Below are 14,371 nucleotides of genomic sequence, written 5' to 3'. Positions count from 1 at the left end.
GGCGTAGCGGCATCCCACCCGGCGTGTCGGAAACGATCGCTTGCATCCCGACCCGCCCCGCGCGCCGCCGCACCGGGCCGGATCAGGTACCCGCGGCCACGGCGACGAGCATCACCGCCGCCGACGCGAGCATGAGGCCCGCATGCACCCGATGGCGGCGATGCGGCAGCCGACGCATGTGGCGAGCCGTCACGACGGCCCATCCGGCGACGAGGCCGCCCAGGACGACGAGCAGCCCCATCGGCGACGTGTGGTCGTGACCTCGGACACCGATGACGCCGTCCATAGCGCCGCCGACGACACCGGCCCCGCCGCCCGCACCGCCCATCGTCGCCGCGCAGGCGGCCATGACCACGAGACCGAGCGCCGTGTGCACCGCGAGAGGGCAGACCGCGCCGCGAGCCGCGCGTCCGTCGGCGGCCGGCCGCGCGCCGGCGCACCGAGCGACGACCGCCAGCACGACGGCGAGGGCCAGCTGCGCGGCGACCCACCACACCGCGGGCACGGCACGCCAGAAGGTCAGGTCGGCCATCGCCGCGGCCATGACGACCGACGCCGCGACGGCCGCCGCCTGCGTCCCGCGGGGACGGACGAGCAGCACCGCCGTGCCGACGATCGCGGCCGCGAGCGCGCTCAGGTGCAGCGCAGCCGACACCGTGTCACACCGCCGTGAAGCGACGCCACGACAGGGATGCGATGTCAGCGGGCGCCCCGGCCGCGAACTCGAGTGCCCCGGATGCGACGTCGAGCGCGACGGTGAGCTTGGTCTCCCAGCGCAGGTGGTCGGGCTGCTCGGGGCGCGGCCGCACCGAGATGCCGTCGCCCGCCACCGCGCCGAACGCGAGGGCGCGCTCCTGGGCATCCGGGATGCCGGCGAGCTCGGCGTTGTCGACGAGGCAGGTGTAGCGCGGCACGCTCGTCGTCTCGTACGGCGAGTACTCCCCCGCGGCGAGGCCGGGGTCGAGGAAGTGGTTCGTGTGCGCGAACGTCTCGCCGCGCGACACGGGCAGCACGGCCACGCCCGCGGGGGCGACCTCGATCGCCGCCGCGGAGTCCCGGTCGACGACCGTGATCACGCTGGATGCTGCGAGCGGCACCGACCGCGCGATCGCGGTGGCCTCGTCGACGCTCGCGGCACGGTCGAGGATCATCCGCGACAGCACGTGCACCGGCACCCCGGCCTGCGAACCGTCGGAACGGTGGTGGAGGATGTTGAAGTGCACGCCGACCCCACGGTCGTTGACGCCGATCTTGGCGGGCTGCCCGAATTCCGCGAAGGCTGCGACGCGCGCCCCGGAGGCGCTCTGCCACCGGCGCACGAGGGTCTCGTTCGAGAGCGTCTGGTGCCAGTCCCAGGTCTGCAGTGTGCGAGGCGCACCGGCTTCGGGCACGTGGACGATCGTCGAGCATTCCATGGACGGGATCGAGGGGGTCATCCGGGCGAGGATCTCGGTGCGGGCCGTGAGCATCAGCACCTCGGCGACCTCGAGGCCGCTGCCGGCGGCGATGCCCCGGAACTCCGCGGCCACCTCCGGCGCATGCACGGCGACCGCTGCATCGCACGCGAGCGCGACGTCGACGGCATCCGCCGCCAGCACACCGGACTGGGCGAACAGCTCGAGGTACGACGCGTGCGCCGCGCGCAGCTGCGGCGCCCAAGCCTCCCCCAGGCGGCGCCCTTCTGCCTCGGGGTCCGTGGACTCGGCCGACCACTCGTGAACGATCATGACCCGGCTCCGATGCGCTCGATGAGGCCGCCCACGTCGCCGTGCGGGCACCCGCGAGCACGCGCGGCGGCGACGACCCGCTCGCGCACATCCGCCGGCTTGTCCTGGCTCAGCTTGAACACCGCGCGCTGGTCGGTCACGGTGAAGCGGAACGAGACGACGCCCCCGACGATGCGCTCGAACGTCGGCAGCGACCCGGTCGGATCCCAGGCGGAGGCCTCGAGGGCCTCGAGCTCGTGCACCGTGCGGGTGACGACGTGCATGCTCTCGGTCGGGTCGTCCAGCACTGTCACGCGGGCCGTCAGATGCACCGCTGCGTAGTCCCAGGTCGGGACGTTCGGATCGTCGGCATACGCCGTCGGCGAGACGTAGCCGTGCGGCCCCGAGAACACCAGCAGCACCGGCTGCCCGTCACGCAGCGAGCGCCACTGCGGGTTCTTGCGCGCGATGTGTCCCAGCACCTCGCCGCCGACGAGGCCGCCGTCGGCCGCCAGGCGCTCGATGATGACGGGCGTGTGGGTCGCGACCGGCGCCTCTTCGGCCGATCCGCCCGAGACGATGAGCGCGAAGGGGTTCGCACGCACGAGGTCGGTGACCTCGCGCTGCGACGGGGCGCGGTAGGCGGGGAACTCGTGCACGGCTCAGCCCGCCGCGCAGAGGATGGCGTCCCACGCGGTCTCGCCCGCGAGGGTCGCGACGGCGGTGGGGTTGAGCGACAGGCGTCCGTGCGCCGTGGCCGGGTCGACGGGCAGCTCGATCTCGTCGGTCGTCAGCGCGAACAACGTGTCACCGTCCATCGAGGTGTGGAACGGCTGGATGCCGCGATGCATCGAGCTGTGCACCTGCAGGGCGAACTGCTGCAGGTCCGTGTCGCTGAGGCGGACGTTCGTCACGACAGCGGTGATCGTGGTGTTGCCCGAGACGCCGGCCGTGAGCCGAGCGTCGGCGATCGCGGCCTCGTAGTCCTCGGCCGGATGCCGCCGTGCACCGCTCGTCTCGTCGTAGTTGCCACGGACGATACCGCCCGACCGGTCGAGGATGACCCCGTAGGGATTCAGGACCGTCACCACGAGCACCTTCACGTCGCCGACCTGGCGGAACGCCGCGCCCTGCCCCGTGAACTCCACGCGGGCGGGATCGACCTTGCCCGCCGACGCGGATGCGCCCCCGCCGACGCGCCCCACCTCGATGACGCCGTCACGCGCCGCGTCGTACGCCGCGCGCCCGAGGGCGGCATCCGGGAACACGCCGTTGTCGCGCACGGAGTAGTCGTAGATGATCGCGCCCGAGACGAGCTGCAGCTCGTCGAAGCCCGCCCGGTGCTCGACCGTGTCGAACAGAGCCTCCGAGACGCCGGCGACGGCGGACAGCCCGTAGACGGATCCGCCGGCGAGGCAGATCGCGTGGTTGAAGCTGTAGAGGCCGCTCGCCCCCACCGCTCCGCCGCGGCGGTCGACGTATGTGCGCGCACCCTGGGGAATCGACAGCACGGTGGCGCCGGTGGGCCCCTCGGCGTACTCCGCGGTGCCGACACGCACGCCCGGGAAGTCGTAGGCGACCTGTCCGCGATCGGTGCCGTGCGCGGGGAGCAGGGCGAAGTCGCCATTGGAGAGCCGGGGCCCCTGCGTGCGGACGGGGGCGAGACGGGGCGAAGGGGTCACGATGAGAGCTCCTGGAACAGTTGACGCGAGTAGGGGTGGGCGGGCGATTCGTAGAAGACGTCGGTGGGGGCGAGCTCGACGATCTCGCCCCGGCGCATGACGGCGACACGATGAGAGATGTAGCGGACGGCGGCGAGGTCGTGCGAGATGAACAGCGCCGCGAAGGCGTGCTCGCGCTGCAGGTCCTGGATGAGGTTGAGGATCTGCGCCTGCACCGAGACGTCGAGCGCGCTGACGGCCTCGTCGAACACGACGAACGCCGGGTGGGTCACGAGCGCCCGCGCGACGCTCACTCGCTGCAGCTGCCCACCGGAGAGCTGGTGCGGGCGTCGCTGCTCGAAGGACACCGGGAGACCGACGGAATCGAGCATCGTCCGCGCTCGCGCCTCGGTGGCGGCGCTGCGGCGCTGATGCACGAGCAGCGGCTCGAGCACGGCGTCGAGCACGCTCGACCGCGGGTCGATCGCCCACCGCGGGTGCTGCAGCACGGCCTGGATGCGCCCGGCCCGCGACCGCAGACTCCGGGCGAGCGGTGCGCCCTCGAACCGGACGACGCCGCTGTCAGGTCGCTGCAGTCCGAGCACGACGGCCCCGGTCGTCGATTTCCCCGATCCGGACTCGCCCACGAGCCCGAGCGTCTCGCCGGGGGCGACGTCGAACGAGATGCCCGCCATCGCCTGGACGGAACGCCGCGCGGGGCCGAACCCCGATGTGAAGCGCACCGAAACGTCGTCGAGCTCGACGACAGGTCGCCGGTCGTCGGTCATGCCGTCACCTCCTGGTCCCTGTCTCGCTGATCGCCGTCGCGACGAAGCAGCTCGTCGGCGCGGATGCACAGACTCGACCGCACGGAGGTCGGCTGCGGGCGGGTCGTCGCGCACGCCGCGATGCTGACGGGACAACGGGCGGTGAAGGCGCATCCGGCCGACTCCCCGTGCAGCACCGGCGGCGATCCGGGGATGCTGGCGAGCCGATCGCCTCGTCGCACGCGCGAGGGGTCGGTCGCGGCGAGCGCCCGCGAGTACGGGTGCACGGGTGCGCCGAGCACGTCGGCGGCGCGCCCGCGCTCGACCACCCGGCCTGCGTACATGACGGCGACGTCGTCGCACCATCGTGCGACGGCGGGCAGGTCGTGACTGAGCCACAGGATCGTCGTACCCAGCGCGCGAGCCTGTTCGAACATGAGCCGCACGACCTCTTCGCGCACCTGGGAGTCGAGGGCCGCGGTCGGCTCGTCGGCGATGAGCAGACGGGGTCGCCGGCACATCGCGAGCGCGATCGCGACGCGCTGCGCCATCCCGCCCGAGACCTGGTGGGGGTACAGCTTCAGCACACGGTCGGGGTTCTCGATCTGCATGGCCTCGAGCAGTTCGAGCAGGCGCGGTGTCGACGCGTCCCGACCCGTCGAGCGCAGCACGAGCTGCAGCTGACGTCCGATGCGCATCGTGGGGTCGAGCGATCCGATCGGGTCCTGTGCGATGTACGCGAGCTGGTCGCGACGGTACCGGCGCAACGCGCTGGTACCGAGCGCCAGCACGTCGATGCCGGCGACGCGGATGTCGCCGCGCACGACGGTCGCCGACTTCGGCTGCATCCGCCCGAGGACGGACGCGAGGGTGGACTTGCCCGACCCCGACTCGCCGACGAGGGCGAGCGACGAGCCGACGCCGATCTCGAGGTCGACGCCGTCGAGGGCGCGCACGGTGGTCGCACCGACGAAGTCGAGGGCGAGGTCGCGGATGATGACGGCGCTCATGTCAGCGACCTCGTCTCTCGGGGTTCGAGTCGGTCTCGCAGGCTGTCGCCCACGATGTTGATGCAGAGGATCGACACCACCAGCACCGCTCCGGGGACGATGAGCAGGTGCGGGGCGAGGGTCATGTAGAGGGTGCCCTGCTGGATGAGCAGGCCGAGCGACGCCTCGGGCACCTGCACTCCGAAGCCGAGGAAGCTCAGCCCGCCCTCGACGAGGATGGCGACGGACAGGGCGTAGCTCGCCTGCACGATCACGGTGCCGGCGATGTTGGGGAGCAGCCGCCGCGCGAAGATGACCGGGGTGCGGACGCCGCTGATGCGCGCCGAGACGATGAAGTCGCGTTCGGCGACCGAGCGCGTCGCCAGGCGTACGACACGTGTCATCAGCGGGATGGTGATCGCCACGATGCTGATGATGGCCGCGGGCCGGCCGGGCCCGATCAGCGCCGAGACGAGGATCGCGAGCACGAGGGCCGGGAACGCGTAGAGGATGTCGACCACGCGCATGACGACCTCGTTCGCGGCCCCGCCGAAGTAGCCCGCCGTCATGCCGAGGAGCACGCTCACCGCAGCCGAGCAGAGCACCGCGACGATCGAGACGACGAGCGTCGTTCCGATCCCCTCGAACAGCCGGGGCAGGAACGACCGCCCCAGGTTGTCGGTTCCGAGCGGTGCGTCGAACGCGGGCGGCTGGAACCGTCCGCCGATCGTGGCGCTGGTCGACCCGGCGACGCCCGTGAGGGTCGCGACGACCGTGACGACGACGATCGCCGCGAGCACGAGCATCGCGGTACGCGTGAGCACGTCGATCTCGCTCCATGCGACGCGCGTGCGCCGACGCGCGCTCGACAGCCGCTGGGTGGTGGTCGGTGTGACGGTCATCGCCGGCTCCCTCCGGTCAGGCGCAGCCGTGGATCGAGCGCGTTCGAGACGAGGTCGACGACGAGGGCCGCGAGGATGAACACGGTCGCCGCGAGCAGCACCGCGGCCTGGATGATGGCGTAGTCGCGGCGCCCGAGAGCGGTCTGCAGGTACGACCCCATCCCCGGCACGTTGAACACGAACTCGACGATGACGGTGCCGCCGAGCAGCACGGCGACGAGGGCCCCGACGATCGTCAGGACGGGGGCGGCGACGTTGCGCACGACGTGATGACGGATGATGAACAGGGGCGTCTCTCCCCGGGCGACGGCCGCCTGGATGTGCGGCTCGACGAGGACGTTGAGGACGGCGTCGCGTGTGTTGCGCGCGACCACGGCGACGCACCCCACCGCCAGGACCGCGACGGGCAGCACGAGCGAGCCGAAGAAGCGAGCGGGATCGTCCGCGAAGGCGGCGTACTGGCCGACCGAGACACCGAGCCCGAGCGTCGAGACGGCGAACACCAGCAGGCCGGCGAGCAGGAACTCGGGGATGCTGATGCCGAGGGCGCTCAGCAGCTTGCCCGCCGCTCCCGCCGAGCCGTCCGCCCGGAACGCGGCGACGAAGCCGAGGGGGATGCCGATGAGCAGCGTGACGATGATGGTGATGGCCGCGATCGTCGCGGTCACCGGAAGCCGGGCGGCGAACTCGTCCGTCACCGACACGTTCGAGACGAAGGAGTAGCCGAGGTCGCCGGTGAGCACGCCCCCCACCCAGCGGAAGTACTGCTCGACGACGGGCGCGTCGAGGCCGGACTCGCCCACGGCCTGGGCCCGCTGCGCCTCGGTGGCAAGCGGACCCAGGACGAGGTCGGTGTAGTCGCCGGGCATCAGTCGCACCGAGGCGAAGATGAGCACCGAGACTCCGGCGAGTGTGAGAAGGGCAGCCAGCACGCGCCGGATCGACCACAGGATGACGGTCATGTCAGCCGGCGCGGAACTCGGTGATGCGCCGGAGGAAGTCGCCGTAGCCCTCGTCGGCGCTCAGCGTGGGGCTGAGCGACGCGGTGTTCCACCCGATCGTCGACGGCCGGAGCACGAGCGGGACCATCTCGCTCTGCTCGTCGGCCAGCGAGCACAGGTCGGCGAAGGTCGCCGCCCGGTCGCTACCGGGTTCGGTCGACGCGCCCGCCGCGATCAGCTCGCTGAGTTCGGGCGATCCCGACATGAATACCGCCGAGAAGCCGGCGAGCTGCGGGTTCCACCAGGTCGTGACCATCGCCGGGTCGGCGTAGCCCGCGAACCAGCTGAGCGCGAGGTCGAAGTCCGACGGCGCACCGTACACGCGTCCCGAGTAGGTCGCGTAGTCGAGCTGCTCGATCGAGACGTCGACGCCGATCTCGGCGAGGTTCTGCTGAATGACCTGCGCGATCTGGGCCAGGACCGGCTCGTCGGTGTAGACGAGCAGGTTCAGCTCGAGCCCGCCGACGGCGTCGACGGCTGCCTTCGCCGCCGAGAGGTCGCGGGCTGCGGACGGCAGCGAGGTCGGGTCGCACGAGTCGGGCAGTCCGACGGGCGTGACGCCCGTCGCCGCGGTCGCCCCTCCGAAGACGAGCTCGTTGATCGCGTCGCGGTCGATCGCGGAGTTGATGGCGAAGCGCACGTCCTCGTCGGCCAGCGCAGGATCGCCCCCGAGCGAGTTGATCATCACGTAGTGGAAATCGGTGTTGCGCTGCGTGGCGACGCGAGCGTCGGCGGTTCCCGAGAGCAGCGAGGCCGAGTCGGTGGAGTTCAGGATGGCGAGGTCGGCCGATCCGTCTCGCAACGCAGCGGCGCGCGTCGCCTCGTCGCCGACGATGTCGATCGTCAGCGTCGAGAAGCCGAGGTCGGCGGCATCCGGGTGATTCTCGTTCGGCGCGAAGGTCCACTGCTCGTCCTGACGGTGCGCCGTCGCGACGAGCGGTCCGGTGCCGAGCATCTCCTGGGTGATGTCGATCTCCCCCGCCTCGATCTCGGCGATCGGCAGCACGGCGGCCGGGGTGTTCGCGAGCGCCGCGAGGAACGCGGTGTACGGCTCGGCGAGTGTGACGGTGACCTCGAGATCGCCGGTCGCCTCGATCGATGCGACGGGACCGAGCTGACCGGTCCACGTCACCGGGTTGTCGATCAGGCGCTGGAGGCTGCCGACGACATCCGCCGCCGTCATGGGACGGCCGTTGGAGAAGACGGCGTCGTCAGCCAGGGTGAAGACGTACTCGGTGTCGCTCGGGGTCTCCCACGAGGTGGCGAGACCGGGCGCGACGGCGAGGTTCTCGTCGATCGTGGTGAGGGTCTCGTAGACGAGCCCTTCGAGCATCCACGACCGTGCGGTCGCGGCGCCCTGCGGATCGAGGCCGCTGGCCTCGGCGGTGTCGTAGTCGACCTGGACGACGAGCTCGCCGCCCGCGGGGGCATCGGCGTCGGCGACGGCGATGAAGCCGGGCGCGACCTCGTCGGACGTCGCGGCCGGATCGGGGGCGGATGCGGCGCTGCATCCGGTGAGGGTGAGGAGGGCGATGGTGCTGATCGCCACTCCCGTTCGGGTGCGTGTTCTCATGGCGGTTCCTCTCGAGGTGCCGGCCCGCGGGTCAGTGTGCGGGGCTCGACGGCGAAACGGGGAGGTGGTGCGAGTGGGGCATGTGGTGCGGGTCGCCTCCGTGCCCGGGCGCCTCGTGGGCGCACGAGCAGGAGGATGCGGACGCCGGGACGTCCAGGGTCGGGTTCCGGTCGAAGAAGTCGTGGGGTGTGAGGACGAACCCGCAGGTGTCGACCGGCATGATGGGCCAGTCCTCGAGTCGCGGGAAGTGCGTCAGGCCGAAGGTGTGCCAGAGCACGAGATCGGCCGACTCGAGCGACGCGTCGTCGGCGATGAACGCGGGAAGGCCCTGCTCGCCGACGCTCTGGTTGACGATGGTGCCGGCGGGGTAGCGCTCCTCGGGGTCGTACTCGGTGACCCAGAGATCCGCCGTCGCGAAGCGGGCGCGCGAGGCGATGACCGATTCGGGATGGGCCTGGAGCACGGGCGTCCCCTCGGGGGTCAGCACGTACGAGACCGGGCGGCCGAAGCGATTCGTCGCGGTCGCGCTGCTCACCCGCCAGGTGCGTCCGATGGATGCGTTCGCGCGGCGCACCGCGCCGGACTCGCTGGTCAGGCGCGTGGCGGTGAACCCGATCGCGGTGCCATGCGGGTTGCCGTCATCGATCGGAACGGTCGTCACGTCGATCTCGTCGATGACGGCGGGGCCGTCGTCGACGGCCATGTCGAGCCGCGCGCAGAAGAGATGCTGGTGGTACGGTGCGGCCAGTCCGGGCGCGAGCTCGCTGGCGAAGCGGCTGGTGCGCTCGTCGTACGCGGCGGTGAAGACCAGGCCGGTCGCCTTCGCCTCGAACTCGATCTTGCCGTCGAGATAGAGGTACCAGTAGAAGCCGTAGTCGTAGTTGCCGACCGTGACGAAGAACGACACCACGAGGCGCCGCTGGCGTCGCACGTCGCTCGTCCCGGTGAACTGCTCGGTGTGCTTCCAGAGCACGCCGGCATCCTCCTCGTGGATGCAGATGGCGTTGGGCAGCACCTTGACGCCGCCGCGGGCGTCGGCGATCGGCACGTCGAGATAGGTGATGTCGCCCACGCAGTCGCAGCCGAGCTCGAGGCTGTTCACGAGCCGGCCCAGCAGGTATTCGCCGGTGTCGAAGTAGTTCTGCCAGAAACGCACGGGGCCCGGATCGCCGTACGGCACGAGCATCTCGGCGATGGAGGCGCGGTGGACGATGGGCCGGACGCGGCCGGCATCCTCGAACCCGATCCCGTGCAGGACGAGCCCTTCGCGCATGTCGTATCCGATGCGCAGCGACCACTTCTCCCACGTCAACACGTCGCCCTCGAACGAGAAGCTCGGCCCCTCGGGCTGCTGGATGACGATGGGCTTCTGCGTCGTGCGCTCGGGGCCGAAGGTTCCGGGCACGTGGTAGTCGGCCGTCTCCTGCGGGATGGGCATGACCCCGGTGTCGACGACCTGCGCGACGCTGCGCGAACCGAGGTCGACATAGGCCACGAGCCCGTCGATCGGATGCGCCCACGGCATCGTCTGAGGGGTCGGCTGGTGGTGGGCCAGCACCCGGGCGAGCCGGCGGCCCGCCTCACCCTCGATGGGGTAGCGCCCGGCTGAGAGCCCGGCGAGCGCGACGGTCGCGGGGTCGGTGATGCCTCGCAGACGCAACGCCGCGAGCCAGTCGTCGTCGACGGCCAGCAGGTCGCGGATGAGCGCGTGCTCCTCCTGCAGAAGCGGCACCTGGCCGCTGACGTCGTGCTCGATCGGCACGTCGACCACGAGTTCGCCCTCGGTGAGGTCGACGGAGATGTCGCGGGCGAGCCCCGTGCCGACGTCGAGCAGCTGCACCCGGGCGCGCCGCGGAACGACCCGGCCCGCGGCGACCTCGCGGCGGTCGGGCTCGTCGAGCCCGATGTAGGCGATGCGGTGGTCGTCGTCGAGCGCACCGTGGGCCCGGAGGATCTCGGCGGCGCGCAGCAGCTCGGCCTCGGACAGCGTGGCGTAGGGCGCCCCGGACTCGTCGCCGAGGCGTCGCGAGCGCTGGGTGTGCGTGTTGGGGGTGCAGGAGCAGTTCATCGCATCTCCGATTCGGGGCACTGTCTTGTTCGGGCATTATCGAGTTCGATGCCGGAACGTTCCGGCAAAAGTATGCGAGAGCCCCATTACGGCGCAAGACCCGAATTGTTGCGAGCGCGTTACGGTCCGATCGGTGTGGTTAGACTCGCCGCATGCACGGGTCCGGCAGAGCACGCCTCATCGATGTCGCCCGTCGAGCGGGCGTGGCGAAGACCACGGCATCCGACGCGCTCAGCGGCAGCGGCCGGGTGTCGCCCGCCACGCGCGAGGCGGTCCTGGCCGCCGCGGCGGAGCTCGGCTACACCGTCAACGCGGCGGCACGCCACCTGCGGACGGGGTCGGTCGGCACGATCGGCATCGTGCTGCCCGAGGTGGTCTCGCGCTCGTCGTACTACATGGCGTTCACCTTCGGCATCGTCACCCACGCGGCCGCGCACGACGTCGACGTGACGATCGTCAGCCCCTCGGTGTCGTCCGGACGGTCACGTCCGCTGCGCGCCGACGGGCTGGTCATCGGCGACCCGCTCGCCGGCGACCCCGCCCTGCCTGCGCTGTTCGCCTCAGGCATCCCGATCGTGACGCAAGAGCACCTGCCGTCCGACGTCGACGGCGAGCCGGTGGGTGTCGTGTGGTCGTCGCACGAGTCGGGGATGCTGCGCCTGTTCGACGAGATCGACCGCACCGGCGCTCGCCATCCGGCCCTCATCGTCGCACCCGACTCGTCGGACTGGGGCCGTCAGCTCGTCTCGGGATACCGCCGGGCGTGCGCCGCCCGCGGCTTGGAGCCGATCGTCGCACCCGTGTCGTTCGAGGCGCCCTGGGTCGAGGTGCGCAACCGCACCGAGCAGCTGCTCGCCGAGCGACCAGAGACCGATGTCATCATCTGCGGCCCCGATTCCAGCGCGATCGAGGTGACCGCGACCCTCGAGCGTCTGGGACGCGTCATCGGCGACGACATCACGGTCGTGTCGTGCGTCGACCATCCCTCACTGCCGTACCTGCGCCCGTCCATCACCTCGATCGATCTGCGAGCGCGCGAATCGGGTGTTGCCTGCGCCACCCTGCTGCTCGATGTGCTCGAGGGTCGCAGCCCCCGCGGCACCGACGTCGAGTTCCCCATCGCGGTCGTCGCGCGCGACTCGACCGCTCATGCCCTCGAAGGGGTGCGGGCATGAGCGCGCCGCTCGCCGGGGTCGTCGTCGCCGATTTCTCGCGTGTGCTCGCCGGTCCCCTCGCCACGATGATGCTCGCCGACCTCGGCGCACGGGTCATCAAGATCGAGCGTCCCGGAGCGGGCGACGACACCCGCGCATGGGGCCCGCCCTATGCGCCGTCCGGCATGACGACGTATTTCGAGGCGGCGAACCGCGGCAAGTCCTCGATCGCGCTCGATCTCGCCGACCCGACCGACCGCGAGCACGCCGAGGCGATCATCGCTCGCAGCGACGTCGTCATCGAGAACTTCCGCCCCGGGCAGTTCGCCCGGCTCGGCTTCGACTGGGAGACCCTGGCACAGCGACATCCCGGCCTGATCTACGCGTCGGTCAGCGGCTTCGGCAGTGCCGGCGGCGCCGACCTGCCGGGCTACGACTTCGTCGCTCAGGCCGTCGGCGGGCTCATGCACATCACCGGCGATCGCGACGGCGAGGCGATGAAGGCCGGCGTCGCCCTCGTCGACGTCCTCACCGGCAAGGACGCCGTCATCGCGATCCTCGCGGCGCTGCGGCGGCGCGAGCTCACGGGGCGCGGATCGCGCGTCGAGGTCAACCTGCTGTCGAGCCTGCAGGCGGGACTCGTGAACCAGATGTCCGCGCACCTCGGTGCCGCCACCGAACCGGGCCGCCTGGGCAACCGGCATCCCTCCATCGCCCCCTACGAGGTGCTGCGCTGCAGCGACGGCCCACTCGCGGTCGCCTGCGGGAACGACGTGCAGTTCGCCCGCATGACCACCGTGCTCGGGGTACCCGAGCTCGCCGCCGATGAGCGTTTCGCGACGAATACGATGCGCGTGAGCAACCGAGACGAACTCGCGGCCTCGCTCGAGGCCGCCCTCGCCGCCGCCCCGGCCGCGACATGGGCGGAACGGCTCAACACCGTCGGCGTCGCCGCGGGCGTCGTCGCGACGATCGGCGAGGGCATCGCGCTAGCCGATCGTCTCGGACTCGATCCGGTCTACGACGCCGTCGGCGCCGACGGCCGGACCTCGCGCCAGGTGCGGTCTCCCATCACCTGGGCGCCGCCCGTCGAGAGCGCGCTCACCGCGCCGCCCCGGCTGGGCGAGCACACCGACGAGGTGCTGCGCTGGCTCGCGGCCCCGACCGGCGGCGTCAGCGACTGACGCGCAGCGCGAGCCACAGCTCCGCGCCCACGTCCGGATCGGTCAACGACACCCCCATGGCCCGCTCCGCGGCGGCGATGCGCTGACGCACGGTGTTGCGATGCACGCCGAGCAGCCGAGCGGTCTGCTCCATGCGCTGGCTCGCCGCGAGGTGCGCCCGCACCGCGTCGCGCAGTCCGGGCGACCCGTCGAGCGCGTCGAGCCAGAGCTCGACGCGGCGCGGACGCTCGGTCACCGCGCACGCGCCGTCCACCGACCGCCACAGCGCGATCGCCCGGGATGCTGCGGCCGGGGCCTCGTCGACCGGCACCGGGGCGCTGACCGCGCCGGCCTCGGAGATGTCGTCGACATCGAGCAGGGCCAGCCGCATCCCGTCCTCGACCGCCGACAGCGGATGGGGCTCGCCGTCGACGCCCGTGACCGCCACCCGCACCATGCGGGGCAACGCGACCCCGCCCGCGCGCGCGAGCGAGCGGGCGGCCGCGGTCTCGCCGTCGAGCGCGAGGCGCGCGACCCACTCCCCCGGCGACGCCGCGCCCGCGGGAGCCGTGACCATCCGAAGCAGCGCCACCGCCGTGAGCGCGAGCTGACGGTCGGCACGGGAGAGCGGTCGCCCCGAGCCGATCACGAGGGCGCCGCCCGTGCGTCCGCCCGTCGTCACAGGGAAGGCGACGGCGACCGAGCCGTGCGACGCGAAGGATGCCGCGGCGGCGCCCGAGCGTCGTAGCGAGGCCTCGACGTCGGCGATGACGGCGGGCAGCATCCCGGCGAGCGCCGGCGGATGCAGCAGCGCCGCGCCGTCGTGTCGCGACGCCGGCACCCAGGCCGCCCAGCCGCCGACGGCCTCCGCGATCGCCCGCGCGATGGCGGGGCGGGGCTCGTCGCCCGCAGCGGCTTCGGCCAGCCGGGTGTGCGCCGAGGCCGCGCGCAGGCCCGCGTCACGCTCGAGGCGGCGCTCGAGGGCCAGCAGCGCGCGCGAGACCGCGAGGAACGGCACGCCGTCGGGCACCACGAACAGCGCGACACCGGCCGCCGCGCAGCGTGCCGCGAACCCGGGCGGGGGTGCGTCCCACCCCTCGCCGAGCCCGAGCCCGAGCGCCCCGACGTCGTGCGCGGCCAACGACGCGACGTAGGCGGCATCACCGTCGTGCCCCGTCAGCGGGATGCCCGTGGTCAGCAGCAGCTCTCCGCCCGCGAGGTAACGTCCGGGCTCGGAGAGCTCCGAGACGTGCACGCCGCTGATGACCCGCGCGGGAGGGAAGGCCGTCACGGGAGCGAGGGCACCGTCGGCGGCATCGACCAGGGCGGCGAGAGTCGTCACGCCTCCATTGTGCAGCACGCCCAATTCCGCGAAGCAGATGTGCGA

The 14,371-nt window shown here is 72.0% G+C and carries 13 protein-coding genes; 2 read left to right on the top strand and 11 right to left on the bottom strand.

What is annotated here, in order from left to right:
• Positions 1 to 82: 82 nt before the first annotated feature.
• From C1N74_RS01760 to C1N74_RS01715, 10 genes are read right to left on the bottom strand one after another with little or no spacing between them, the layout of a single operon-like run.
• Positions 83 to 655, bottom strand: coding sequence for a hypothetical protein (locus tag C1N74_RS01760; protein ID WP_023952848.1), 573 nt, complete (start codon positions 653 to 655; stop codon positions 83 to 85).
• A gap of 4 nt (positions 656 to 659) precedes the next feature.
• The gene (locus tag C1N74_RS01755; RefSeq protein WP_023952850.1) at positions 660 to 1,727 is read right to left on the bottom strand and encodes a C45 family peptidase; all 1,068 of its coding nucleotides are present in this window, start codon (positions 1,725 to 1,727) and stop codon (positions 660 to 662) included.
• Entirely contained in the window at positions 1,724 to 2,365 is a 642-nt protein-coding gene (locus C1N74_RS01750; RefSeq protein WP_137749843.1) for an FMN-binding negative transcriptional regulator, read from the bottom strand. Before C1N74_RS01750 ends, C1N74_RS01755 begins: the two co-directional genes overlap by 4 nt.
• A gap of 3 nt (positions 2,366 to 2,368) precedes the next feature.
• Entirely contained in the window at positions 2,369 to 3,388 is a 1,020-nt protein-coding gene (locus C1N74_RS01745; RefSeq protein ID WP_023952853.1) for a P1 family peptidase, read from the bottom strand.
• A complete protein-coding gene (locus tag C1N74_RS01740) occupies positions 3,385 to 4,155 on the bottom strand; it encodes an ATP-binding cassette domain-containing protein (RefSeq protein WP_137749842.1) in 771 nt (256 codons plus the stop codon). The genes C1N74_RS01745 and C1N74_RS01740 overlap by 4 nt, the downstream gene beginning before the upstream one ends.
• Complete coding sequence (locus C1N74_RS01735) at positions 4,152 to 5,144, bottom strand: ABC transporter ATP-binding protein (RefSeq protein ID WP_137749841.1); 993 nt, start codon at positions 5,142 to 5,144, stop codon at positions 4,152 to 4,154. Before C1N74_RS01735 ends, C1N74_RS01740 begins: the two co-directional genes overlap by 4 nt.
• The gene (locus tag C1N74_RS01730; protein WP_137749840.1) at positions 5,141 to 6,025 is read right to left on the bottom strand and encodes an ABC transporter permease; all 885 of its coding nucleotides are present in this window, start codon (positions 6,023 to 6,025) and stop codon (positions 5,141 to 5,143) included. The genes C1N74_RS01735 and C1N74_RS01730 overlap by 4 nt, the downstream gene beginning before the upstream one ends.
• On the bottom strand, positions 6,022 to 6,987 hold the full coding sequence (locus tag C1N74_RS01725) for an ABC transporter permease (protein ID WP_137749839.1): 966 nt from the start codon (positions 6,985 to 6,987) through the stop codon (positions 6,022 to 6,024). Before C1N74_RS01725 ends, C1N74_RS01730 begins: the two co-directional genes overlap by 4 nt.
• 1 nt (position 6,988) lies before the next feature.
• Positions 6,989 to 8,599, bottom strand: a complete 1,611-nt coding sequence (locus C1N74_RS01720; RefSeq protein ID WP_137749838.1) for an ABC transporter substrate-binding protein — start codon at positions 8,597 to 8,599, stop codon at positions 6,989 to 6,991.
• 31 nt (positions 8,600 to 8,630) lie between these two features.
• Complete coding sequence (locus C1N74_RS01715) at positions 8,631 to 10,688, bottom strand: primary-amine oxidase (RefSeq protein WP_258317973.1); 2,058 nt, start codon at positions 10,686 to 10,688, stop codon at positions 8,631 to 8,633.
• Positions 10,689 to 10,819: 131 nt separating this feature from the next.
• Between C1N74_RS01715 and C1N74_RS01710 the strand changes: the two genes are divergently transcribed.
• Together C1N74_RS01710 and C1N74_RS01705 are read left to right on the top strand one after the other, a co-directional pair.
• Positions 10,820 to 11,842 carry a LacI family DNA-binding transcriptional regulator gene (locus tag C1N74_RS01710; protein WP_137749837.1) on the top strand — a complete coding sequence of 341 codons (1,023 nt, stop codon included), beginning with the start codon at positions 10,820 to 10,822 and terminating at the stop codon, positions 11,840 to 11,842.
• Positions 11,839 to 13,005 carry a CaiB/BaiF CoA-transferase family protein gene (locus C1N74_RS01705; protein WP_137749836.1) on the top strand — a complete coding sequence of 389 codons (1,167 nt, stop codon included), beginning with the start codon at positions 11,839 to 11,841 and terminating at the stop codon, positions 13,003 to 13,005. The genes C1N74_RS01710 and C1N74_RS01705 overlap by 4 nt, the downstream gene beginning before the upstream one ends.
• Here C1N74_RS01705 and C1N74_RS01700 read toward each other — a convergent pair.
• Entirely contained in the window at positions 12,995 to 14,326 is a 1,332-nt protein-coding gene (locus tag C1N74_RS01700; protein ID WP_181405569.1) for a PucR family transcriptional regulator, read from the bottom strand. The two genes, C1N74_RS01705 and C1N74_RS01700, sit on opposite strands and share 11 nt — an antisense overlap.
• Positions 14,327 to 14,371: the final 45 nt, after the last annotated feature.

The organism is Microbacterium sp. SGAir0570 (genome assembly GCF_005491085.2).
Lineage (GTDB): Bacteria > Actinomycetota > Actinomycetes > Actinomycetales > Microbacteriaceae > Microbacterium > Microbacterium arborescens.
The sequence above is the reverse complement of the archived record's forward strand: the minus strand, read 5'-3'. Positions and strand labels throughout refer to the sequence as shown.

What these genes read in the sequence shown, in the direction of transcription:
- C1N74_RS01730 (WP_137749840.1), bottom strand. Translation starts at nt 6,025, where the DNA reads ATGACCGTCACACCGACCACCACCCAGCGGCTGTCGAGCGCGCGTCGG.
- C1N74_RS01725 (WP_137749839.1), bottom strand. Translation starts at nt 6,987, where the DNA reads ATGACCGTCATCCTGTGGTCGATCCGGCGCGTGCTGGCTGCCCTTCTC.
- C1N74_RS01740 (WP_137749842.1), bottom strand. Translation starts at nt 4,155, where the DNA reads ATGACCGACGACCGGCGACCTGTCGTCGAGCTCGACGACGTTTCGGTG.
- C1N74_RS01735 (WP_137749841.1), bottom strand. Translation starts at nt 5,144, where the DNA reads ATGAGCGCCGTCATCATCCGCGACCTCGCCCTCGACTTCGTCGGTGCG.
- C1N74_RS01710 (WP_137749837.1), top strand. Translation starts at nt 10,820, where the DNA reads ATGCACGGGTCCGGCAGAGCACGCCTCATCGATGTCGCCCGTCGAGCG.
- C1N74_RS01720 (WP_137749838.1), bottom strand. Translation starts at nt 8,599, where the DNA reads ATGAGAACACGCACCCGAACGGGAGTGGCGATCAGCACCATCGCCCTC.
- C1N74_RS01755 (WP_023952850.1), bottom strand. Translation starts at nt 1,727, where the DNA reads ATGATCGTTCACGAGTGGTCGGCCGAGTCCACGGACCCCGAGGCAGAA.
- C1N74_RS01705 (WP_137749836.1), top strand. Translation starts at nt 11,839, where the DNA reads ATGAGCGCGCCGCTCGCCGGGGTCGTCGTCGCCGATTTCTCGCGTGTG.